Genomic DNA, 21,975 nt, shown 5'->3' with positions numbered 1-21,975 from the left:
TGCCCGCATCTCTACACGATCCGCTTCCGCAACTCCCGCGGCAGGCAGGCCGAGGAGTCCGGCTTCCGACCGAGGCCGCACTTCCGTCGACGATCCTGCAGGCCGACGGCCGAACCGAAGGTGGGACGTCGGCTACGCATCGGCGAGTCTGGCCAGCCCCCAAAGAATGATCAGGTCGAGGGCCATGACGCTGATCGACCACAGCGGGTAGTAGGGGATGAACATGAACTGGGTCACCAGACTGACCGCGGCAATCGTCACCCCGCCGCCACGTCCCCACCGCATGGCCAGCAGGACCGCCACACCCACCAGCACCAGCAGGACACCGACCACCAGATGAATCCAGCCCCAACTGGTGAGATCGAAGCGGTACTCGTACTCCCGTGGCACACCGTAGAGACGGTCCTTGGCGATACCAGTGACGCCCTGGAGGACGCTCAGTACTCCGCTGACGATCAGCGGCACCCCGAAGTACCGCATGGGCCCGGCCGGCCGACCATCGTCTCGTACGCCTCTCACGTCCTGATGTGCTCCTTGAGGCATCTCCACGGCCTGTCAACCCTTCGGCCACCGGCGCAGAACGGCACCGTTCGCGTTGGCGACGCTCGCGATCCCAGACGAGGCTGCTGTCGGGTGGAGGCCCGGAGGGGGTGAGGGGCCGCATCCGGCAGGGCCGGATCAAGCTGCGTTCCTCAGGGAAAGGGCGGCCGACTGCGGGGGGCGGGCGCTCAGTGCGCGGAACGCGTGTTCGGCTATCTCCTGGTTTGTTCAGCCTCGGGCCAGGTCGGCCAGGTCAGCAAGGATCAGTTCCCACGCCCCCAGGACGACGGCGGCCGGAGCAGCGGCGGTCCAGAAGGGCGGGCATCTCGGCATAGCCGTCCGCACGGCCGCGGGCGGGCAACCGAGGTTTACCGACTTTCCCAGTTTCGCCCGCCAGGAAGACTCAGAGGCCAATGCCCTCATATCGGGATTAAACGGATATAAGGCTGCTAAGTTCCCCCTAGACGGAGCGCGCGGGGGCACCCGCGCCACGCTCGTACGAACGAGGAAGACCTATGAGTGATGCCGAGGCTGCGGCGCGGCCGGCGGCCAAGCTGACTCTGCTGACACTCACCGCGATGGTCGTCGGTTCGATGGTTGGCGCCGGGGTGTTCTCGCTGCCGCGACGCTTCGCGCAGGAGACCGGAGTTGCCGGGGCGCTGATTGCCTGGGCGGTCGCCGGGGCCGGCATGCTGATGCTCGCTTTCGTCTTCCAGACCCTCGCTGTCCGCCGTCCGGACCTGGACGCGGGAGTGTACGCGTACGCGAAGGCGGGCTTCGGCGAGTACCTCGGCTTCTTCTCCGCATTCGGCTACTGGGCCAGCGCCTGCGTCGGCAACGTCACCTACTGGGTGCTCATCACGTCGACGGTCGGCGCGGTCGCTCCGGTGCTCGGCGACGGCGACACCGTGACGGCGGTGGTGGTCTCCTCGGCCGGGCTGTGGGCCTTCTTCCTGCTGATCCGCCGGGGCGTGAAGGAAGCAGCGGCGATCAACCGGATCGTGACGGTGGCGAAGATCGTACCGATCGTCTTCTTCGTGATCCTGGCGCTGTTCTACTTCGACCCGTCCGTCTTCGCGGACAACTTCGGCGGTGCCGACTACGCGGGCTCCCTCTTCAACCAGGTCCGGGGCACCATGCTCGCCACCGTGTTCGTCTTTCTCGGCGTCGAGGGAGCGAGCGTGTACTCGCGGCACGCCAAACGCCGCGAGGACGTCGGGCGGGCCACGGTCCTGGGCTTTCTCAGTGTGTTCGCCGTCTTCGCCTCCGTCACGATCGTCTCCTACGGGCTGCTGCCGATGGCCGAGATCGCGGAGTTACGACAGCCTTCGATGGCCGAGGTGCTGGAGACTGCGGTCGGCACCTGGGGCAAGGTCTTCGTCAGCGTCGGCCTGATCGTCTCCGTGCTCGGCGCCTACCTCGCCTGGACCCTGATGGCCGCGGAAGTCCTCTTCGTCGCCGCCAAGGACAAGGACATGCCCCGCTTCCTGGCCCGGTCCACGGCAGCGGACGTCCCCGAGAACGCCCTGCTGATGACAACCTGTCTCAGCCAGGTCGTGCTTGTCGTGACGCTGTTCTCCGAGGACGCCTTCAACTTCGCCCTGGATCTGACCAGCGCGCTGAGCCTGATCCCCTTCCTGCTGGCCGCCGCCTTCGCCGTCCAGATCGCCAAGCGGCCCGGACGCCCGGACGTAGAGGGACGCTCCACTCGGCGCGAGCTGGTCATCGCCGTGGTGGCGACCCTCTACACCCTGTTCCTGCTCTACGCGGCAGGGCTCAAGTTCATCCTCGTCTCCTTCATTCTCTACGCCCCGGCGACCCTCCTCTTCGTCAAGTCCCGCCAAGAGCAGGGCCGACGGCTCTTCTCTCCGGGTGAGGCGGTCATCTGCGCGGTGACGGTCGCCGGCGCCGCCGTCGGCGTTGCGGGGCTGGCCGTCGGCTGGATCGAACTCTGAATCCCCGCGCCGGCTCTGTCCCTCACCTGTCGTCATCGAGCGAAAGGCCCCTTGTGTCCGGCACCGCCCCCGTTTCCGCGCTCGGCGTCCACTCCGAAGTCGGCCAGTTGCGCAAGGTCCTGGTGTGCGCCCCCGGAATGGCCCACCATCGCCTCACCCCGACCAACTCCGGCGATCTGCTGTTCGACGACGTGATGTGGGTGGAGAACGCCCAGCGCGACCATGCCGACTTCGTCGCCCAGATCACGGACCGTGGTGTAGAGGTCGTCGAGCTGCACGACCTGCTCGCCGCCACCATGGCGATGCCGCAGGCCCGGTCCTGGCTGCTCGACCGGAAGATCGACGCGAACGAGGTGGGCCTCGGCCTGGTCGAGGAGACCCGCGCCTTCCTCGACACGCTCGCCCCGCGCCGGCTCGCCGAGTACCTGATCGGCGGGCTCGCCACCGCAGACCTGCCGCAGGAGTTCCGGTCGGCGTACCTGGGTCTGGCCCGCGAGGGCGTGGGCGGGCGGGAGTACCTGATGCCCCCTCTGCCCAACACTCTGTACACCCGCGACACGACCTGCTGGCTCTACGGCGGGGTGACGCTCAACCCGCTCTACTGGCCTGCCCGCCACGACGAGACCCTGTTGATGAAGGCGATCTACACCTTCCACCCCGACTTCCGGGAATCCACGGTCTGGTGGGGCGACCCGGAGGAGAGCTGGGGCCAGGCCACCTTCGAGGGCGGGGACATCATGCCCGTCGGCAACGGCGTCGTCCTCATGGGCATGAGCGAACGGACCTCACGGCAAGCGATCACCCAGGTCGCGGCCGCCCTGTTCGCGCAAGGCGCGGCGGAGCACGTGATCGTGGCCGGAATGCCGAAGCTGCGCTCCGCGATGCACCTGGACACAGTCTTCACCTTCGCCGACCGGGACATCGTCACGTTGTATCCGCGCATCATGGACGCTGTCCACACCTTCTCACTGCGGCCATCCGACCGGGCGCCCGGAATGGAGATCACCGACGAGGGCAGCACCCCGTTCACCGAGGTCGTGGCCCATGCCCTGGGCCTGCCGCAGCTGCGGGTGATCGAGACGGCCGGAGACGTCTACGCCTCCGAGCGCCAGCAGTGGGACAGCGGCAACAACGCGGTGGCACTCGAGCCGGGCGTCGTCTTCACCTACGACCGCAACACCCAGACCAACGCGCTGCTGCGCCGCGCCGGGGTGGAGGTCCTCACCATCGTCGGCGCGGAGCTGGGCCGGGGCCGAGGGGGCGGGCATTGCATGACCTGCCCGCTGGTCCGAGACGCCGTGACCTTCTGACCCTTCCCCGGCACCGAAGCACGTGTCGACGCCGTAGGGACCCTCGCCCTGCCCCTCGACCGGTCCGGAGGCTGAGGAACGCGGCTCGGGCCGTACCAGCCTGCGGCCTCACCGGGGCGGGTGCTGCCTCACCGGGGCGGGTGCTGCCTCCAGCGTTTCGGCAGCCAAGCCATCGTCCATACCAGGGCGATGGCCAGTCCACCGCCACATCCAAGGGCTGGCCCAAGTTGTCGAAGCCACGCCGTTTACCTGGCGTACGATCAGGCTGTGACCGGTCGTTCGATCAGCGCCATCGCGTGTCCGGGAAGTTCCGCGCGATCGGCCGCGGCACCGCTCAACCAGTGCACCCGCGGGTCCCTCCGGAACCACGAGTCCTGACGCCGCGCGAAGCGTTTGGTGGCGCGCACGGTCTCGGCGCGTGCCTCGTCCTCGGTGCGCTCTCCGGCGAGCGCACCGAGCACCTGCTGGTAGCCGAGCGCCCGCGACGCCGTACGCCCCTCGCGCAGGCCCTGTCCGGCCAGCGTGCGCACCTCGTCGACCAGGCCCGCCTCCCACATGCGGTCCACGCGCGTGGCGATGCGTTCGTCGAGCTCGGGGCGGGCCACGTCCACGCCGATCTGAACCGTGTCGTACACCGAGTCGTGGCCCGGGAGGTTGGCGGTGAAGGGCTTGCCCGTGATCTCGATGACCTCCAGGGCACGAACGATCCGGCGGCCGTTGCTCGGCAGGATCGCCTGGCCCGCTCCCGGGTCGGCGGCGGCCAGGCGCGCGTGCAGCGCTCCGGGGCCGCGCAGCGTGAGCTCCTCCTCCAGCCGGGCCCGCACCACGGGATCCGTACCGGGGAACTCCAGGTGGTCGACGGCGCCCCGCACGTAGAGCCCGGAGCCACCGACCAGGATCGGCCAGCGCCCCTCGGCCAGGAGGCGGTCGATCTCCGCGCGGGCCAGCTTCTGGTACTCGGCGACGCTTGCCGCCTCCGTCACGTCCCAGATGTCGAGGAGGTGGTGGGGGACCCCGCCGCGCTCCTCGGGTGTCAGCTTGGCGGTGCCGATGTCCATCCCTCGGTAGAGCTGCATGGAGTCGGCGTTGACGACTTCGCCGCCGAGTTGTTGGGCGAGGAAGACGCCGAGATCGGACTTTCCCGCCGCGGTGGGACCGACGACGGCGATGACCCGCGGGGCGGGAGCTGCACTACTCACCGCCCCAGTCTCGCAAACCCCCCGACCATTTCCCGAACGAGTGACGTGACGGCACGGCTTTGAGGTCGTTGCCTGTTGCGAGGTTCCAGCCGCCGGTTTCGAGAACCGAGGGCCCGGGCGAAGCAATGAGACGCTCCGGGCGGCGCGGGATTTCGCCCACACGAGTAGCACATGGAGCAGATATGGGCGTTTTTGCACGTTTCCGCCGGAAGGCCAAGGGCGGCGACGAGGAGTCAACCACCGGGTCGGGGGCCGCCACACCGACGGCCGAGTCGGAGAGCGCCGAGGTCTCCGCCACTCCCGCTACCGCCTCCCCGGAGGCCGTCTCGGCCGAGGAGAAGCCTGCCGAGGGGGCCGGCGACGACACCAAGAGCGCCGCCGCCGATGGCAAGGTCACGCAGACCGCGGAGTCCGCCGGGACGGACGCGGCGGACTCTGCGGACTCCGCGGACGGCGTGGAGATCCCGAAGCAGCAGTCGGCCGACGAAGCGGCCGACAACGAGGCGGACGAGGGTGCCCGCAACTAGATCTCGCGAGGCAAGGCGCAGCCACGGGCTTCCTTGAGCGACTGAAAACCAAGCTCGCCCCTGCCCGGAGCAAGGTCTCGCCTCTCGCGCAGCAGCACGGGGACACGATCGACCAGGGCCTCGAGAGGGCCGCCCACCCCGCCTCCGCCGCCCCCGGCCTCCTGAACGGCGCCGTCGGCCGCTCTTGAGCGGTGTGGCCACCGCCTTCGAAGGGCGTCGCCGGACGGCACCCGCACCACATCGGCGAACGGCCGCGAAGCATCCGCTTCGCGGCCGTCGCCGCATGCTCCTCGGCCTCCGCCGGTTCACGTCCCTACGACCAGGCGGCCACCAGGTACCCCACCCCGTAGGGCGCGTCTTCGTGGAGGAGCTCTCCGCCCAGCTTCGCGCTCTCGGCCGCGCCGGCGAGGACCTGCCACGGGGCGCGGCCCGCCGCCTTCAGTTCGTGACCGAGGTCCTCGTCCAGTGCCCGCAGGGCCGGCACGTCGGCCGTGGCGAGGGCCCGTGCGATCTGCGCGTCGAAGCCCGCCGCCCGCTCGTCGAGGTAGCCGGGGGCCTTCAGGGTGCGGCACGCGCTGGCGTCACCCATCACCAGGAGGGCGACGCGGTCCGCCCGTGCGCCGAGGTCCCGCCCGGCCTGGAGGCAGCCCTCGGTGGTGAGAGCTTCTCCCACGCCCAGGCCCTCCACCGGGGCGGTCGACCATCCCGTACGTCCGAGCAGCCAGCCGGCGACGGCGAGGGACGGGGGCAGCTCGCGCTCCGGGAGGGCCTCACCGGTCCGCGCGCCCAGGTTCACTTCCAGGTCCACGCCGAAGCCCCGGAACGAGCCACGGGCGCCCTGCGGATGCGGGCCGCGGCCCTCCGGCCCGGCGGGGCCGACCACGACCAGGAGGTCGGGCCTGGCCGCGGCAAGGACCCCTATGGCGTCCGTGCACGCCGCACGGGCCGCGTCCAGTTCAGGGGCGGCGCCCGACGCGACCTCGGGAACGAGCAGCGGCGGGCAGGGGCAGACGGCTGCGGCGACAAGCATGATCCGCAGCGTAATGCCCCGGCACGCACGCGCGCGTGGGAGCCGTCCCACGGCCGTGAGCCACCGGCCCCAGGTCACGCGCCCGGGTCAGGTCACGGGCGGATCAGTCGCAGCCGCAGCCACTGCCCGTGGCGACCGGCAGCGGCGCCGGGGCGCCGATCTTCGGCAGGCCCAGCATGACGCCGGCGGGCTTCGCGGCGGCCTCGGTGTTGCGCTTCTCCCAGGCGTCGCCCGCGCGCGTGGGGCGGACGTTCAGCACGGCGCCCTCGGCGAGGAGGTGGTGCGGGGCGGCGTAGGTGATCTCCACCGTCACGACGTCACCGGGGCGGACCTCGGTGTCCGGCTTGGTGAAGTGCACAAGGCGGTTGTCGGCGGCGCGGCCGGAGAGGCGGTGCGTCGCGCCGTCCTTGCGGCCCTCGCCCTCGGCGACCATCAGCTCCAGGGTGCGGCCGACCTGCTTCTTGTTCTCCTCCCAGGAGATCTCCTCCTGGAGGGCCACCAGACGCTCGTAACGCGACTGGACGACCTCCTTGGGGATCTGGCCCTCCATGGTGGCCGCCGGGGTCCCGGGGCGCTTGGAGTACTGGAAGGTGAAGGCGTTGGCGAAGCGGGCCTCGCGGACCACGTGCATGGTCTGCTCGAAGTCCTCCTCGGTCTCACCGGGGAAGCCCACGATGATGTCGGTGGTGATCGCCGCGTCCGGCATGGCGGCGCGGACCTTCTCGATGATCCCCAGGAAGCGGTCCTGGCGGTACGAGCGGCGCATCGCCTTCAGGATGGGGTCCGACCCCGACTGAAGGGGCATGTGGAGCTGCGGCATCACGTTCGGCGTCTCGGCCATGGCGGCGATCACGTCGTCGGTGAAGTCGCGCGGGTGCGGAGAGGTGAAGCGCACGCGCTCAAGGCCGTCGATCTTCCCGCAGGCCCGCAGAAGCTTGCTGAACGCCTCGCGGTCGCCGATGTCGGAGCCGTACGCGTTCACGTTCTGCCCGAGGAGGGTGACCTCGGAGACGCCCTCGCCGACGAGCGCCTCGATCTCCGCGAGGATGTCGCCGGTCCTGCGGTCCTTCTCCTTGCCGCGCAGGGCGGGCACGATGCAGAAGGTGCAGGTGTTGTTGCAGCCGACGGAGATGGAGACCCACGCGGCATACGCGCTCTCGCGGCGCGTGGGCAGCGTCGAGGGGAACGCCTCCAGGGACTCGGCGATCTCGACCTGCGCCTCTTCCTGGACGCGGGCGCGCTCCAGGAGCACCGGCAGCTTGCCGATGTTGTGCGTGCCGAAGACGACGTCGACCCAGGGCGCCTTCTTGACGATGGTGTCCCGGTCCTTCTGGGCGAGGCAGCCGCCGACGGCGATCTGCATCCCTGGACGCTTGGTCTTCATCGGCGCCAGGCGGCCGAGATTGCCGTACAGACGGTTGTCGGCGTTCTCGCGCACGGCACACGTGTTGAAGACGACGACGTCGGCGTCGCCGTCAGCTCCTTCCGGCGCACGTTGGTACCCGGCGTCCTCCAGCAGCCCGGAGAGCCGCTCGGAGTCATGGACGTTCATCTGGCACCCGTAGGTGCGCACCTCGTAAGTCTTCGCGCTCATCTCGCCCCCCAGGGTACGGGGTCGCCACGCGCGCGTGTCCGGGGATCGTGAACAGGGTGCCCCAGGGCGCTCGCCGAAGGGGCGCGGTGTGACCTCGCCCCTGGTCACCACCGTGAGCGGGCTGGCAGGATCGCGCGCATGCTCCAGGCACTCCCCCACATCGGCAGACGACGCGCGCTCCAGGCTTCCGCCGCGGCACTGGTGGTGTTCGGGCTGCTCCTGTGGTGGCTGCTTCCCGTGAACGAGGACTCGCCGAGCGGCCGGATGAGGTTCAGTACCGGCGTACAGAACGGCGTGTACGAGAAGTACGGGAAGCTGCTGCGCACCGCGGTCTCCGAGGACATGCCGGAGGTGGACGTCGACCTCCGCAACAGCCAGGGGTCGCAGCAGAACATCGAGCGGGTGGCCACGGGCAAGGCCGATTTCACCATCGCGGCCGCCGACGCCGTCGAGAAGTACCGCCTCGACGATGCCCCGGGCGCCGACAGCCTGCGGGGGTGTGCGCGCCTCTACGACGACTACGTGCAGCTCGTGGTGGACCGTTCCTCCGACATCCACTCCGCGGCGGACCTGCGGGGCAAGCGCGTGGCGGTGGGCCAGGGGCGCTCGGGCGTGCGGTTGATAGCGGACAGGGTGCTGGAGGCCGCGGGGCTCGACCCTTCCTCGGACATCGAGCCGGTGTCCGCGGGCATCGACACCATGCCCGAGCTGCTGGAGCGGGACAAGATCGACGCTTTCTTCTGGTCGGGCGGACTGCCGACCAATTCTGTGGGCGCCCTCTCACAGAGGACGGACATCCGGCTCGTCGAGCTCGGCTACCTCGTCGAGAAGCTGCACAAGCAGGGCGGCGCCTCCCGCTACTACCGCGCCGCCACGATGCCCGCCGACGCCTACCCCTACGCCCAGCAGGGCTCCGCCGTGCCCACCCTGGCGGTGGCGAACCTCCTGGTGACCACGGACCGGGCCGACGACGACCTCACCTCCGGTCTGACCCGCACCGTCATCGACAGCCGCGACCACATCGGCGACGAGGTGCACGCGGCGCAACTGGTGGATCTGCGCACCGCCCTCTTCACGGACCCTCTGCGGCTCCATGACGGCGCCCGCAGCTACTACCGTTCGGTCAAGCCCTGAGGCGCTGAGAGGGCCCTCAGGGGCCCGTGGCAGGCTCACTGCGGGGCAGGCCGACGGTCACCTTCAGGCCCTGCGGTTCGTTCCTCCCGTACGTGATGGAGCCGCCGCCCGCCGCGAGCAGGGCCCGGGAGATGGACAGGCCGAGGCCGGAGCCCTTGACGTTCTGGTGGCGGTTGCTGCGCCAGAAGCGGTCGCCCACGCGCGCGAGTTCGTCCTCGGTCAGGCCCGGTCCTTCGTCGTCGACCACGACGGTCGTCGTCCCGTTGCTCGATGCGACCGTCACCTGGACCGACCCGCCCTCGGGCGTGAACTTCAGGGCGTTGTCGATCACCGCGTCCAGCGCGCTGGAGAGGGCGACCGGGTCGGCCCAGCCGGTGGTGGCCGGGCATTCGCCACTGAGCCGTACACCTCGCTCGGCGGCGAGCGGCCGCCAGGACGCGACCCGCTCGGCCGCCAGCGCCCCGACGTCGGTGAGACACAGGTCGGGCGCGGCGTGCTCGGCGAGCGCCAGGTCGAGCAGGTCGTCGAGGACCTGGGCCAGGCGCTTGCCCTCGGTGCGGACCGAGGCGATCTCCTCATTGCCCTCGGGCAGTTCGAGGGCGAGCAGCTCGATGCGCAGCAGCAGGGCGGAGAGCGGATTACGCAGTTGGTGCGAGGCGTCGGCGACGAAGGCACGCTGCTGTTCGAGCACGTCCTGGACGTTGTCGGCCATCTCGTTGAACGAGCGGGCCAGGCGTCTGAGTTCCGGCGGTCCTCCCGCGGCGGCGACCCGTGATTTGAGCCGTCCGGTCGCGATGTCGTGCGTGGTGGCGTCCAGGACCCGCACCGGCCGCAGCACCCAGCCGGTGAGCCGCAGGGCCGCGCCGACCGCCAGGAGCATGGCCGCCGACTCGCCCGCGGCGATGAGCAGCCAGCCGTACACCGTCTTGGACCGCATGCGTCCCGTCGGTGAGTCCGTGACGACGACGGCGACGACGTCCCCGTCCCTGATCACCGGGGAGGCGACGGCGAGGCGTCCGCGCTGCCAGGGCCACACCTGCTCGGGGTCGTGGCTGCCGCGGGAGCGCAGCGCCTCCTGGAAGGCCTCGCGGACCTGGCCCTTGGCCGGCAGGTACCAGGAGGCCGGGGCGCTGGCCATGGGGCCGTCGTCGCGGTAGAAGACGCCCGCCCTGATCCCGTAGACCTCGTGGTAGTCGTCGAGCTCCTTCTGCAGCGTCTCGCGGCGCTCGTCGGTGCCTCCACGCACGCGTGAGCCCGTCGGGCGCTTGGTCACGAACTGGGCGAGGGAGGCGAAGCGCGCCGTGTCGTCGATGCGGTCGACGACCACTTTCTGCTGCTGCGCCGCGGCGACGCTGACGGCCAGCGGGAAACCGAGCGCGAGCAGCACGCCCGCCATCAGGACGATCAGCAGCGGGAGGAGTCGAGAGCGCACCTGTGCCCGATCCGGCTACGTGGCCGGGGCGACGAGCCGGTAGCCGACGCCGCGCACCGTCTCGATCAGGGCCGGCATGTGCAGCTTGGAGCGCAGGGAGGCCACGTGCACCTCCAGCGTGCGACCGGTCCCCTCCCAGCTGGTGCGCCAGACCTCGCTGATGATCTGCTCCCGGCGGAACACCACTCCGGGGCGCTGGGCGAGGAGGGCGAGCAGGTCGAACTCCTTGCGGGTCAGTTGGACGACCGAGCCGCCCACGCTGACCTGCCGGGTGGGCAGTTCGATGTGCACGGTGCCGAGCCGCAGCTTGCTGTCGCCGCCGGTCTCCGGGGCGCTGCCGGGGGCGGGACGCCGGATGACCGCGTGGATACGGGCGATGAGCTCCCCCGTGTCGTACGGCTTCACCACGTAGTCGTCGGCTCCGAGGTTGAGGCCGTGTATGCGCGAGCGTACGTCGGAGCGGGCCGTCACCATGATCACCGGTATCGAACCGCGCTTGCGGATCTTGCCGCAGACCTCGTAGCCGTCCTGGTCCGGCAGCCCGAGGTCGAGAAGCACCACTCCGAAGGGGGGTGTTTCCGTTTCCGTTTCCGCGGGGAGCAGCGCCTGTAGCGCCTCCTCGCCGCTGCGGGCGTGCACGACGTCGAAACCGTGGCGGACCAGGATGGCGGAGAGGGCGGCGGCCACATGGTCGTCGTCCTCCACGAGAAGCAGTCGCATGCGGGTCCCCTCCAGTTCATCCGTCGTTTTTTCATGGCCGGTACTCGCGCGTACGCCCCCACGCATCCACGCCGATGGACGAGGACCGCGTCAAGAGTGTTCGGGTCACGGACACGTTCCGTTATCCAGCCGGTACGCACATCGTGGACCCTCTTCACACGGTGTGTCCGGTTGCGGCCGGATCGTTATGCTCAATTTCCCCTCAGATGTAATGACGCTGGTCGCACTGGGTTATTACTGTCCTCCCAACCGAGGAGGATGGAGCAACAAGCCGTGACCGAAGTATCGGTGACCAAGGACGCCATACCGCCCGGGGCGGACGACCTGGTCGTGCTGAAGAACGTCAACAAGCACTTCGGCGCTTTGCACGTCCTCCAGGACATCGACCTGACCATCGCCCGAGGCGAGGTCGTCGTGGTGATCGGCCCCTCCGGCTCCGGAAAGTCGACACTGTGCCGCGCCATCAACCGCCTTGAGACGATCGACTCGGGAGACATCTCGATCGACGGCAAGCCGCTGCCCCAGGAGGGCAAGGAGCTGGCCCGCCTCCGTGCGGACGTGGGCATGGTCTTCCAGTCGTTCAACCTCTTCGCGCACAAGACCGTGCTCGAGAACGTGACGCTGGGCCAGACCAAGGTGCGCAAGATCGCCAAGGCGGAGGCCGAGGCGAAGGCGCGTCAACTGCTGGACCGCGTGGGCGTCGCCACCCAGGCCGACAAGTACCCCGCGCAGCTCTCCGGCGGCCAGCAGCAACGCGTGGCCATTGCCCGCGCGTTGGCGATGGACCCCAAGGTGATGCTCTTCGACGAGCCCACGTCGGCGCTCGACCCGGAGATGATCAACGAGGTCCTCGAAGTCATGCAGCAGCTCGCCCGCGACGGCATGACGATGATCGTCGTCACCCATGAGATGGGCTTCGCCCGCTCCGCCGCCAACCGTGTCGTCTTCATGGCGGACGGGCGGATCGTCGAAGAGGCCGTGCCGGACCAGTTCTTCAGCAACCCGCGCAGCGACCGGGCGAAGGACTTCCTGTCGAAGATCCTCAAGCACTGACGCTTACGGCAAATCTGGCCACCGCGTCCACTCACGACCAGCCGAAGCAAAGGATGTTCACCATGAAGTTCCGCAAGACCGCAGCCGCCGCGGCCGTTGTCGCCGCCCTCTCGCTGACCGCCACGGCCTGTGGTGGCGAGGAGGGCACGGCCGGTGACAAGCCGAAGGACCCGACCGGCGGCAAGAACGCGCCCAAGCTGCCCACGTACGACGTGAAGTCGGGCGTCAAGGTCGACTCCGCGGTGCTGAAGAAGGCCCAGAAGGCCGGCAAGATCGTCATTGGCGCCAAGGACGACCAGCCGTACCTGGGCCTCAAGGACAGCGCCGGCAAGCGCTCCGGCTTCGACATCGAGATCGCCAAGATGGTCGCGGCCGACCTCGGCTTCAAGCCCGAGCAGGTCGAGTTCAAGACGATCGACTCCGGCGTCCGCGAGACCACCATCTCCAAGGGCGACGTCGACCTGTACGTCGGTACTTACACGATCAACGACGAGCGCAAGAAGCAGGTCGGTTTCGCCGGTCCCTACCTCGTCGCCGGCGCCGACCTTCTCATCCGCCAGGATGACAAGAGCATCACCGGTCCTGACTCCGTCAAGGGCAAGAAGGTCTGCTCGATCGTCGGCTCCACGCCGCTCCAGGAGATCAAGAAGCCGAAGTACGGCGCCGAGACCGTCGAGCTCGCCAAGTACTCCGAGTGCGTGCAGCAGCTCATCAACAAGGAGGTCGACGCCGTCACCACGGACGACGCCATCCTCAAGGGCTACGCCGCGCAGCAGCCGAAGGCGCTGAAGGTCGTCGGCAAGCCCTTCACCAAGGAGCCGTACGGCATCGGCATGAGCAAGGACGACAAGGCTCTGCGCGACGCCGTCGCGGACGCCGTCGAGGCGCACCAGAAGAACGGCGACTACAAGAAGGCGTACGACGCGACGCTCGGCCTCTCCGGTTCGGAGTTCACCGAGCCGCCGGCCCTCGAGCGTTACTGACCGCCGATCTTCCGTTCCACTCCCCGGCAGTGAGTCGACCGGGTCCCCGTACGCATCGTGGTGTGTGCGGGGACCGGCGTCCCCTGCCCGACCACTGCCGCCCACGAGGACATCCCCGTGAATGTACTGCTCGACCATCTGGCGGAATTCCGCGAGGGTTTCATAGGCACGGTCTGGCTGACCGTGGCCAGCAGCGTGCTGGCGCTGTTCCTTGGCGTCGTGCTCGCCGGTTTCCGCGTCTCGCCGGTTCCGCCGCTGCGGTTCTTCGGCACCGCCTGGGTCACCCTGTTCCGGAACACCCCACTGACGCTGCTCTTCCTCACCATCTGGTTCGCGGTGCCGCAGGTCTTCGACTTCGGCTTCGACCCGTGGACCAAGGCGCTGATCGTGCTCAGCATCTACACCTCGACGTTCGTCTGCGAGGCCGTGCGGTCCGGCATCAACACCGTGCCGATCGGGCAGGCGGAGGCCGCCCGATCGATCGGCATGACGTTCTTCCAGACCCTCGGCACGATCGTGCTGCCCCAGGCGGTGCGGACCGTACTGCCGCCGCTGAGCAGCATCTTCATCGCGTTGACGAAGAACTCCGCCATCGCGGGCGCCTTCAGCGTGACGGAACTCTTCGGGTGGCAGAAGATCCTCAGTGACCAGGGCTTCGCCATCGCCTGGCTCTTCCTCTGGGTGGCGCTCGGCTACCTCGTGATCACGTTCACCATCAGCGGCCTCTTCCGGCTGCTCGAGCGGAGCCTGGAGGTCGCACGATGAGCTCCAGCGTTCTCTACGACGCTCCGGGTCCCAAGGCCCGGGTGCGCAACCGCGTCTACTCCGTCGTCGGCACGGCCGCCATCATCGGCCTCATCGTCTTCGTGGTCATGCGGCTCGCCGACCGGGGCCACTTCGCGTCCGAGGTCTGGAACACCTTCAACTACTCCAACGTCCGGCTGACCATCCGTGACGGCATCCTCACGACGCTGAAGGTCTTCGCGTTCGCGGGCGTGCTGTCCCTGGTGCTCGGGGTACTGCTCGCGGTCGCCCGCGCGTCGGACCACCGGCCGGTCCGCTGGCTGGCCACCGGGTTCATCGAGCTGTTCCGCGCCATCCCGCTGCTGATCACGATCTATGCCCTGTGGGTGCTCTTCCTCACCTACAAGGGCGACCTGGGCGCCATCGGCGAGAACAACGGCTTCTGGGCCCTCGTCATCGGCCTCGCCGTCTACAACGGCGCGGTCCAGGCGGAGGTGTTGCGGGCCGGCTTCAACGCCGTCCCCCGCGGACAGGTCGAGGCGGCCTACGCCCTGGGACTGCGCAAGTCCCAGGTGATGACGATGCTGCTGCTGCCGCAGGCGGTCAGGTCCATGCTGCCGACGATCATCAGCCAGCTGGTCGTCACGCTGAAGGACACCTCCCTCGGCTACATCATCACGTACTCGGAGCTGCTGTACGCGGGCCGGCAGCTGGCCAACACCACCCTTGTCAACGGCCAGTACATCTACGTCCCGGTGATCATGGTCGTCGGCACGATCTACGTGGCGATGTGTCTGGCGCTCTCCACGCTCGCCACCTGGATCGAGAAGCGCGGGCGCCGTACCAAGACCGGCATCGCGGTGGCTGCCGCCGCCGAGCCCGCCGAGGCGCCCGGCGTCCTCGACACGGCCACGCCGTCCGCTCCCGCGGCCGCGGCCGCGGGTGGTGAGACCGGTGACGCGCCCATGGCCGCGCCGGCGCGTGGCGTGGAGGGCCGCGAGGGACCGGAGAACAACTCCGGCAAGCCGCACGGCGACTCCGACGGATCGGTCGGAAAATCGAACTGACACTTCGTAGGCGCAGGTGAGTGTGGGGGGCGGCCCGTCGGCCGCCCCCCCTCTCGTCCGTCCGGGCCCGGCTGCCTCTGCCGGCACCGGCCGCGCTGCCGCTTCCCTGTGCACACCATTGCCATCGTCACTTGACGCAAGCAGCGGCAATGGGTTGCATACGTTCTGTGATCGTGCACCGGGCTCCAACTGTCAGTTCCTGTACGTACGTCCAGCGCCTCCGGGCGGCCCGGAACCTCGGAGCCCGTCGGGCCGGAGGGTGCGCGCCGTGGACCCGGTGATCGTCGTCGGCGCGGGCCCCGTCGGGCTCGCGCTCGCCCTGGCGCTCGCCCGCCACTCGGTGCCCACCGTCGTCCTGGACGAAGGGCCCGGCAAGGACGATCAGCGCCTGGCTCGTACGGTCGTTCTGCGCGACGACACCGCCGCCTTCGTGGAACGGCTCGCGGGCCGCTCGCTGGGCGGCCTGGAACTGGGTGCGCGCTGGACGCGTTGGCGCTCCGTACGGCGCAAACAGGTGATGCTCGAGGTCTCCTTCGACGACGAGATCCCCACCCCGCTGCACGTGCCGCAGCACGTCCTCACCGGGGCGCTGCGCGAGGCCATCTCCACCGAGCGGCTCATCAAGGTCGCGGTGGACAGCAAGCTCGACTCCTTGGAGCAGGACTCCTCCGGAGTGACCGCCCACACGCGCGGGCCCAAGGCCACGTGGTGGCGCGGAAGTTATCTGGCGGGCTGCGACGGGTCACGCTCGACGGTCCGCAAACTGCTCGACATCCGCTTCCCGGGGCGCACGGCGGTGGAGCGACACGCCGTGGCGGCGCTGCGCACGGAACTTCCGTGGCCGGGCGAGGCGTTGTTGCATCGGATGCCTCCGTGGCGCGGCGGAGGCCCGGAAGTGACGGGCCGCCCGCTCGCCGAGGGGGCGTGGCGGCTCGACTGGCTGCTTCCGCCGCGCGGTGACCTCGTGACGCCCGAGGCCCTCGTGCAGCGGATCCGGGCCACCCTCGCGGGCTGGTGCGAGGGTCCCACACCGCCGTACGAACTCCTCGACACGGGCGTGCACACCGTCCACCACCGCCTGGCCCGGCGGTGGCGGGTCGGCCGTGCCTTCCTCGCCGGTGACGCCGCGCATCTGCTCGGCGCGCTCGGCACGCAGGGGCTCGACGAGGGGCTGCGGGACGCGGACAACCTCGCGTGGAAGCTGGCGCTCGCCTGGCACCACGGGGCGCACGACGCGCTGCTCGACAGTTATCAGGCCGAGCGGCGGGCCTGCGTGACCGCACGGCTGCGCGCCGCCGACCAGTCGCTGCCGATACTGCGGGGCGGCAAGGGCCTGCGTTCGCTCGTGCCGGGGGCCGCGCGCGGGCACGACGCGCTGCTCACGGACGGCCACGTGGGGCGCGGTCCGCTCGGCGCGCCCGCGTCGTACGCGGATTCCCCGCTGGCCCCCGCGCCGTCCGAGTCGGAGGTCGTGGTGGCCACCGAGCCGGGCATGTCGGTGGCCGACGTGCGGGTGACGGCACCCGACGGCACCTTCGTCCAGTTGCGGGAGCGGCTCGGGCGCGGCCATCTGCTCGTCGTGCTCGTCGCCCCGGGGACCGGTGTGTGGGAGCGCCGGCACTGGATGTCGGCCGGGCTCATGCCGAGGCTCGCCGCCGCTGTCACGGCACTGCCGCACCACGCCGAGCTGCTCGTGGCGGAGAGCTACCCCGGGGCGCCCGCGCACGCGGTCCTGCTCGTACGCCCCGACGGCCACCTGGTGACCGCACTGGCCGGAGTACGCCCGGCGGAGCTGTACGCGGCCGCGCAGGCGGCGGTGGGCGGGGCGAGGCCCGCGGGGTCTGGCGGTGCCGCTCAAGGGGGCCCGGCCGACCGGGCAGGGGGCGAACGGGCCAGTTCAGGCGAGCAGGCCGGCTCCGGGGAGCCGAAGGGTGCGGCGGGGGCGGTGCGGCGGGCCGAGTGAGGGGGCGTGCGGGAGTGCATCGTGAGGGGGCACCGCCAGGGCGGCGCGCGATCGGACCGCATGCTGAACGGAAGTTGACCGCTCTCCACCTCCGTGGTCTACTCCGCATCGTGACCGACACCGATGTGCGCCTGTGGCGGAGGGTCCATATGGACCTCGTCCGCTATGCGGGCTGCGTGTGTCACCCGTCCCTCTGACTTCGCCTTTCTCCCTCGCGCGCTGAGCGCCGCCTTCCGGTCGGCTCGCGCGCCCTTTCGCGAACCTTCAGGACGGTATCCGTGTCTTCCTCCGCACCCTCCCCCACCGCGCCCGCGTCCTCACGCACCGCCGGTCCCACCTCCGCCGAGCTCCTCGACTTCGCACGCCGCACCGCCGCCGACACCGCGCTCATCGCCTCACTGCCCCTCGACCCGGAGGGCCGCACCTGGGTGCGCCTCGACGGCCCCGGCGGCAGCGAGGCATGGCTGATCGGTTGGCCGCCCCGCAGCGGAACCGGTTGGCACGACCACGCCGAGTCGGTCGGCGCCTTCCTCACCGCGGCCGGCACCCTCAAGGAGAACTCCCTCGCCGCCCGGCTGCCCACCGACGGCTGGAAGACCCTGGAGCTCTCGGACGGCGTGGACCGGGAACGGGAGCTCACGGCCGGCGATGGCCGTGCCTTCGGCCGCAACCACGTGCACGAGGTGCTGAACGAGTCCACGACCGAACACGCGGTGTCCGTGCACGCCTACTACCCGCCCCTGCCACGCATCCGCCGCTACACCCGCACCGGTGACGTGCTCCGCCTGGAGTCCGTGGAGCGCCCGGAGGACTGGCAGTGAGCGAGCGGCCGATCGGCATCGACGAACTGCTCGAACGCGTACGGCTCGGCCTGGACCGCGTGACCCCTCATGAGGCGCACGACATCGCCGGGTCCGGCGGCCTCCTCGTCGACATCCGGTACGCGGCCCTTCGGGAGCGCGACGGGCTGATCCCCGGGGCGCTGGTCGTCGAGCGCAACGAACTGGAGTGGCGTCTCGATCCGCAGGGCAGCCACCGCGCCGCCGAGGCCACCGGCCACGATCTGCGTGTCGTCGTCATCTGCAACGAGGGGTACGCGTCGAGCCTCGCGGCGGCGTCGCTCCGGCAGTTGGGCATGCGGTACGCGACCGACCTCGACGGCGGCTTCCAGGCCTGGCGCTCGGCAGGGCTTCCGGTCACCGCCTGAACGCAAGGTGGGCGCACCTCGGTAAGGGGCGCCCACCATTGCGTACTGCCTCTTACCTCCCCCTTCCTACTCCTTGGCCGTCGCCACGCTCACCGGAAGCGGCCTGAGCGCGGCACGGCCCGGCAGCGCGGTGGCGGTCAAGGTCAGGAGAGCGGCGACAGCGACCACGGAGACGTACACCAACGGGGTCACCGTCGGCGCCGCGCTGCCCGTCATGCCCACGCTGAACGCGGTCAGGATGGCGAGCGCAACCCCGCTGCCGAGCGCCGTGCCGATGAACAGGACGGCCAGCGCCTCGGTGCGCAGCATGCGCAGCACCTGCCGCCGCGTGGCGCCCACGAGCCGCAGCAGGGCGAACTCCCGGATGCGCTCGGAGACCGACATCGCGAGGGTGTTGACCACCGCGATCGCGGTGAAGGCGAGTACGAGCCCCATGGCCAGGTGGTTCACCTCTGCGTTGGCCTGCTGGCGCTTCGCCTCCAGGCCGTCGAACGCGTCCGGTGCGAGAACGTCGAGCCCCGGACCCGGGAACTTCCCGACGACCGCCGCGAGTTGTTCCCTCGTACGGTCGCTCTTGACGAGGACCGTGGCGGCGAGTGGGTTGTCGACGTGGCGGGCGACTCGGTCGTGCGCCATGGTCACATCCCCGAAGCCGAGCCCGCGCGCGTACACGGCACGGACGGTCAGTTTCGCCCTCGTCCCGTCTCCGAGGGTGAGCTTGAGCGTGCTGCCCGGCCGCAGACCCAGCTGGTCGGCGGCCAGTTCGCTGACGGCCACGCTGTTCCCGTCGAAGCCCTTCAGGGATCCGGCGGTGACGTCCGGGTCCCAGGTCCGGGTGAGCCCTGCCGGAGTGACGCCCTGCGCCGGGTATTTGTCGAGCCCCACGCGGACGGTGGTGCGGACCACCTCGGTGACGGCTTCGACTCCCTCGGCCGTACGCAGCTTCCGCGCGGCCTGCGCCGGGATGCCGGGGCCTTGTCCGGCGAGCACCCAGTCCGCACGGATGCCGTCGCGGGCTTGGGCCCGGGCCGCGTCGCCAAGGGTGGGCTGGACGAAGAGGACGGTGCAGGTCATGCCGGTGAGGAGGGCAAGAGGGGTGACGGCGGCGGCCATCCGGGCCGCGTTGCCGCGAAGGTTGGCGTGGGCGAGCCTGCCGCCGGGGCCGGTCAGCCGGAGCGGGCCGCGCAGGAGGGCGGCCGCCACGCGGACGACGAGCGGGCCGAGGGCCGCGATGGCGCAGGCGAGGACCACCACGGCCAGGAACGTCACCGGGGTCGACGCGGCTTCGGTGCGCAGCATGCTCAGCACGGCGATCAGGACGATGCCGCCGGTCAGCAGGACGAGACCGGCGACGAGGCGGCCCCGGCCCAGCCGGGTGCGCTCGACACGCGCTTCGGCGAGGGCCTCGGCGGGGCGGATGCGGGCGATTCTGCGCCCGGCGATGTGGGCCGCCGCCAGTGCGCCGAGCAGGGTCACGCCGACGGCGACGAGAGGCGGGAAAGCGCTGACGGTGCGTTCGAGGGTGGCGGGCACGGCACCCGCGTCCACGAACCGTCCGTGCAGCCCGCCGCCGAGCGGAATTCCGGCCAGCGCGCCGATACCACCCGCCACGGCGCCGATGAGCAGCGCCTCACGCCCCAGGAGCCTGCGGATCTGCTTCGGTGTCGCGGCGACGGCGCGCAGCAGGGCGAGTTCACGGTGGCGCTGCTGGACGGAGAGCGTGAAGGTGCCGACCACCACGAGGATTCCGACGAGCAAGGACGTGCCTCCCATGGCACCGCCCATGCTGACGAGCTTGACGCGGGCGCCCGCCGCATCGAGGAACTCGACGGGCCCGCGGTCGTCACCCGCACTGACCTGCGCGGTCGTCCCGTCGAGTGCCTTCGTGACGGCCTGCTCCAGGTCGGCGACGCTGGTGCCCTCCTTCGGCACGACGCCGAAGGCGGTGACCTTGCCCGGGTGCGCCGCGAGCCGCTCGGCCTCTGCCGAGGAGAAGAAGAGCGAGGTCTGATGGGCGAGGGTTCCGTGCGCGGGGGCGGCGATGCCGGTGATGCGGTAGCCGCGGGGGCTCTGTGTCGACTGGACGGTGAGGCGGTCGCCGGGCCTCAGTCCGGCGCGGTCGGCGAGGTCCCGGTCGATGACGAGATCGTCGGCGTGGCGTGGCCGACTGCCCTCGACGAGCCGGAACGGTGTGAGCGCGGCGGACTCCCACGCGTGACCGTACGAGGGCCGGCCGGCGTCGCTTCCGTCGCCGGTCGTCAAGGGGTGGGCCAGGAAGGTCAGTTCGGGCACCACCGCGCCGACGCCCGGTGCCTCCTTGAGGCGCCTGTCGATGTCACGTGCCGACAGCCAGGCCCGTTCCGCGATCGGTTTCGCCTTGTGCTTGACCTTGGTCTTGCCCTTCTTGTGCTTGACGGTGGTCTGGTGGACGTTCTGGTCGGCGGAAACGATCACCGGTGCGGCGGCGTAACGCTCGGTCTTGACGGTGCCGCGCAGTCCGGTCTCCAGGAGTGTGCCGCAGGCCGTGATGAGTGCGGCGGCGCACATCAATGCGAGGAAGGCACCCAGGAATCCACCCTTCCGGTCTCGGACCGTCTGCAGGGCGTAGCGCAGCATCATGGGGTGTCCGTCTCTTCTCGGCTGTCGCGGGGTGCGGGGAAGGCCCAGAAACGCGTGAGTACGGTGCGCGCGTCGGTGGGGGTGTCGCGGTCGGGCCGCTTGTAGCGGTTGAGCAGCGCGATGTACTCCTCGAAGAACTCGTGGAGTTCGGGGAGACTCAGCCGGATCGTGCCCCGTGAGGAGGGGAACGCGTCGGCCCACTCACCCGGTTCGGCGCCGCCGTCCCGCCGCGCCTGCTCGAAGAGGTCGAGGTCGGCGGCGTACGACTGGCGGTTCAGCTCATCGATGACGAGCCGCGTCTCAGGGGTCTGCCGGCTGCGCGGCGGAAAGCGCCGGTCGCCGGGGACGGCACGCCACCAGCGCTCGCGGCCGTGGCCTCCGGGGCCGCCCGGCGTCTCTTCGACGAAGCCGTGGCGGGCGAGCTCACGCAGGTGGTAGCTGGTGGCTCCGGTGTTGAGGCCGAGGGCTCTGGCGAGCATGGCCGAGGTCGCCGGGCCGTGCACGGTGAGGTGCTGCAACATCTGCTGCCGCCGCGGCTGCGCGAGCGCCTTCAGTACGCGAAGGTCACTCAGCTCCTCCGGAGCCGAAGCTGAAGCCGGGGGCGAGGCCGGAGCCGGGGCCGGGGCCTGGGCCTGGGCCGGGTTCGGGGCCTGGGCCGGGGTCGCAGCCTGGTCCGGAGCCTGGGCCGGGTTCGGAGCCGGAGCCTGGTCCGGAGCCTGAGCCTGGGCCGGGTCCGGGGCCGATGTCCGGGTCGGAGCCGCGTCCGGGGTCCGCTCAACTGCGTCGCCGGAGGCCTGCGTCTCCTCGGGTGTGCCGGGTTCCTGTGCCATGCGTACACAGTCGCCTGTGCACAGGTCCCTGTGCACTGCGGTGGTCCCGCGTCTCCGCAGGGGGGTTA

At 70.4% G+C, this 21,975-nt stretch carries 20 protein-coding genes and 1 pseudogene; 13 read left to right on the top strand and 8 right to left on the bottom strand.

Annotated elements, in window-relative coordinates; genetic code table 11:
• Positions 1–132: 132 nt before the first annotated feature.
• Complete coding sequence (locus tag ACRAKF_RS28425; protein ID WP_447040380.1) at positions 133–519, bottom strand: DUF7144 family membrane protein; 387 nt, start codon at positions 517–519, stop codon at positions 133–135.
• A gap of 536 nt (positions 520–1,055) precedes the next feature.
• Between ACRAKF_RS28425 and ACRAKF_RS28420 the strand changes: the two genes are divergently transcribed.
• Positions 1,056–2,495: a basic amino acid/polyamine antiporter gene (locus tag ACRAKF_RS28420; RefSeq protein ID WP_447040379.1), complete on the top strand. Its 1,440-nt coding sequence runs from the start codon at positions 1,056–1,058 to the stop codon at positions 2,493–2,495.
• Positions 2,496–2,548: 53 nt separating this feature from the next.
• Positions 2,549–3,805, top strand: a complete 1,257-nt coding sequence (locus ACRAKF_RS28415; protein ID WP_447040378.1) for an arginine deiminase — start codon at positions 2,549–2,551, stop codon at positions 3,803–3,805.
• 260 nt (positions 3,806–4,065) lie between these two features.
• Here the strand turns inward: ACRAKF_RS28415 and miaA are convergent, their stop codons facing one another.
• A complete protein-coding gene (miaA, locus tag ACRAKF_RS28410) occupies positions 4,066–5,004 on the bottom strand; it encodes a tRNA (adenosine(37)-N6)-dimethylallyltransferase MiaA (protein WP_447040377.1) in 939 nt (312 codons plus the stop codon).
• A 182-nt stretch (positions 5,005–5,186) separates the two neighbouring features.
• Here miaA and ACRAKF_RS28405 point away from each other — a divergent pair, with 182 nt between their 5' ends.
• Entirely contained in the window at positions 5,187–5,531 is a 345-nt protein-coding gene (locus ACRAKF_RS28405) for a hypothetical protein (protein ID WP_447040376.1), read from the top strand.
• A gap of 41 nt (positions 5,532–5,572) precedes the next feature.
• Positions 5,573–5,665 (top strand): annotated as a pseudogene (locus ACRAKF_RS28400) (antitoxin); the annotation flags it as partial.
• A gap of 179 nt (positions 5,666–5,844) precedes the next feature.
• On the opposite strand, the gene ACRAKF_RS28395 reads toward ACRAKF_RS28400, so the two are convergent.
• Both ACRAKF_RS28395 and miaB read right to left on the bottom strand, forming a co-directional pair.
• Positions 5,845–6,561 (bottom strand): class III extradiol dioxygenase subunit B-like domain-containing protein, encoded by a 717-nt coding sequence (locus ACRAKF_RS28395; RefSeq protein ID WP_447040375.1) that lies wholly within the window; start codon positions 6,559–6,561, stop codon positions 5,845–5,847.
• Positions 6,562–6,664: 103 nt separating this feature from the next.
• The gene (gene miaB / locus ACRAKF_RS28390; protein ID WP_447040374.1) at positions 6,665–8,155 is read right to left on the bottom strand and encodes a tRNA (N6-isopentenyl adenosine(37)-C2)-methylthiotransferase MiaB; all 1,491 of its coding nucleotides are present in this window, start codon (positions 8,153–8,155) and stop codon (positions 6,665–6,667) included.
• A gap of 138 nt (positions 8,156–8,293) precedes the next feature.
• Between miaB and ACRAKF_RS28385 the strand changes: the two genes are divergently transcribed.
• On the top strand, positions 8,294–9,289 hold the full coding sequence (locus ACRAKF_RS28385) for a TAXI family TRAP transporter solute-binding subunit (RefSeq protein WP_447040373.1): 996 nt from the start codon (positions 8,294–8,296) through the stop codon (positions 9,287–9,289).
• Between the two features lie 16 nt (positions 9,290–9,305).
• On the opposite strand, the gene ACRAKF_RS28380 is transcribed toward ACRAKF_RS28385, so the two are convergent.
• Positions 9,306–10,721, bottom strand: coding sequence for a HAMP domain-containing sensor histidine kinase (locus ACRAKF_RS28380; protein ID WP_447040372.1), 1,416 nt, complete (start codon positions 10,719–10,721; stop codon positions 9,306–9,308).
• A 15-nt stretch (positions 10,722–10,736) separates the two neighbouring features.
• Positions 10,737–11,441: a response regulator transcription factor gene (locus ACRAKF_RS28375; protein ID WP_447040371.1), complete on the bottom strand. Its 705-nt coding sequence runs from the start codon at positions 11,439–11,441 to the stop codon at positions 10,737–10,739.
• Between the two features lie 273 nt (positions 11,442–11,714).
• On the opposite strand from ACRAKF_RS28375, the gene ACRAKF_RS28370 reads away from it, so the two are divergent.
• The 8 genes from ACRAKF_RS28370 to ACRAKF_RS28335 all read left to right on the top strand — a co-directional run bounded on the left by ACRAKF_RS28370 (position 11,715) and on the right by ACRAKF_RS28335 (position 18,458).
• Positions 11,715–12,494, top strand: coding sequence for an amino acid ABC transporter ATP-binding protein (locus ACRAKF_RS28370; RefSeq protein ID WP_447040370.1), 780 nt, complete (start codon positions 11,715–11,717; stop codon positions 12,492–12,494).
• 62 nt (positions 12,495–12,556) lie between these two features.
• Positions 12,557–13,477, top strand: coding sequence for a glutamate ABC transporter substrate-binding protein (locus ACRAKF_RS28365; RefSeq protein ID WP_447040369.1), 921 nt, complete (start codon positions 12,557–12,559; stop codon positions 13,475–13,477).
• 117 nt (positions 13,478–13,594) lie between these two features.
• On the top strand, positions 13,595–14,242 hold the full coding sequence (locus ACRAKF_RS28360; RefSeq protein WP_447040368.1) for an amino acid ABC transporter permease: 648 nt from the start codon (positions 13,595–13,597) through the stop codon (positions 14,240–14,242).
• A complete protein-coding gene (locus ACRAKF_RS28355; RefSeq protein ID WP_447040367.1) occupies positions 14,239–15,288 on the top strand; it encodes an amino acid ABC transporter permease in 1,050 nt (349 codons plus the stop codon). The genes ACRAKF_RS28360 and ACRAKF_RS28355 overlap by 4 nt, the downstream gene beginning before the upstream one ends.
• Before the next feature lie 268 nt (positions 15,289–15,556).
• A complete protein-coding gene (locus tag ACRAKF_RS28350; protein WP_447040366.1) occupies positions 15,557–17,251 on the top strand; it encodes an FAD-dependent monooxygenase in 1,695 nt (564 codons plus the stop codon).
• Positions 17,248–17,448: a putative leader peptide gene (locus ACRAKF_RS28345; RefSeq protein WP_447040365.1), complete on the top strand. Its 201-nt coding sequence runs from the start codon at positions 17,248–17,250 to the stop codon at positions 17,446–17,448. Before ACRAKF_RS28350 ends, ACRAKF_RS28345 begins: the two co-directional genes overlap by 4 nt.
• Positions 17,449–17,529: 81 nt before the next feature.
• Complete coding sequence (locus ACRAKF_RS28340) at positions 17,530–18,072, top strand: cysteine dioxygenase (RefSeq protein ID WP_447040364.1); 543 nt, start codon at positions 17,530–17,532, stop codon at positions 18,070–18,072.
• Positions 18,069–18,458, top strand: a complete 390-nt coding sequence (locus tag ACRAKF_RS28335; RefSeq protein ID WP_447040363.1) for a rhodanese-like domain-containing protein — start codon at positions 18,069–18,071, stop codon at positions 18,456–18,458. Before ACRAKF_RS28340 ends, ACRAKF_RS28335 begins: the two co-directional genes overlap by 4 nt.
• Positions 18,459–18,524: 66 nt before the next feature.
• Here ACRAKF_RS28335 and ACRAKF_RS28330 read toward each other — a convergent pair whose 3' ends face one another.
• A complete protein-coding gene (locus tag ACRAKF_RS28330; protein WP_447040362.1) occupies positions 18,525–21,077 on the bottom strand; it encodes an FtsX-like permease family protein in 2,553 nt (850 codons plus the stop codon).
• Positions 21,074–21,907 (bottom strand): ArsR/SmtB family transcription factor, encoded by an 834-nt coding sequence (locus ACRAKF_RS28325; RefSeq protein WP_447040361.1) that lies wholly within the window; start codon positions 21,905–21,907, stop codon positions 21,074–21,076. Before ACRAKF_RS28325 ends, ACRAKF_RS28330 begins: the two co-directional genes overlap by 4 nt.
• Positions 21,908–21,975 lie beyond the last annotated feature (68 nt).

The sequence above is a fragment of the Streptomyces sp. DSM 118878 genome (assembly GCF_052936595.1).
Note: the sequence above shows the minus strand (reverse complement) of the source record. Positions and strands in the feature narration are given on the sequence as shown.

Coding starts and splice junctions, on each gene's coding strand:
- ACRAKF_RS28330 (WP_447040362.1), bottom strand. CDS start 21,077: ATGATGCTGCGCTACGCCCTGCAGACGGTCCGAGACCGGAAGGGTGGA.
- ACRAKF_RS28325 (WP_447040361.1), bottom strand. CDS start 21,907: ATGGCACAGGAACCCGGCACACCCGAGGAGACGCAGGCCTCCGGCGAC.
- miaB (WP_447040374.1), bottom strand. CDS start 8,155: ATGAGCGCGAAGACTTACGAGGTGCGCACCTACGGGTGCCAGATGAAC.
- ACRAKF_RS28385 (WP_447040373.1), top strand. CDS start 8,294: ATGCTCCAGGCACTCCCCCACATCGGCAGACGACGCGCGCTCCAGGCT.
- ACRAKF_RS28405 (WP_447040376.1), top strand. CDS start 5,187: ATGGGCGTTTTTGCACGTTTCCGCCGGAAGGCCAAGGGCGGCGACGAG.
- ACRAKF_RS28355 (WP_447040367.1), top strand. CDS start 14,239: ATGAGCTCCAGCGTTCTCTACGACGCTCCGGGTCCCAAGGCCCGGGTG.
- ACRAKF_RS28375 (WP_447040371.1), bottom strand. CDS start 11,441: ATGCGACTGCTTCTCGTGGAGGACGACGACCATGTGGCCGCCGCCCTC.
- ACRAKF_RS28365 (WP_447040369.1), top strand. CDS start 12,557: ATGAAGTTCCGCAAGACCGCAGCCGCCGCGGCCGTTGTCGCCGCCCTC.
- ACRAKF_RS28420 (WP_447040379.1), top strand. CDS start 1,056: ATGAGTGATGCCGAGGCTGCGGCGCGGCCGGCGGCCAAGCTGACTCTG.
- ACRAKF_RS28395 (WP_447040375.1), bottom strand. CDS start 6,561: ATGCTTGTCGCCGCAGCCGTCTGCCCCTGCCCGCCGCTGCTCGTTCCC.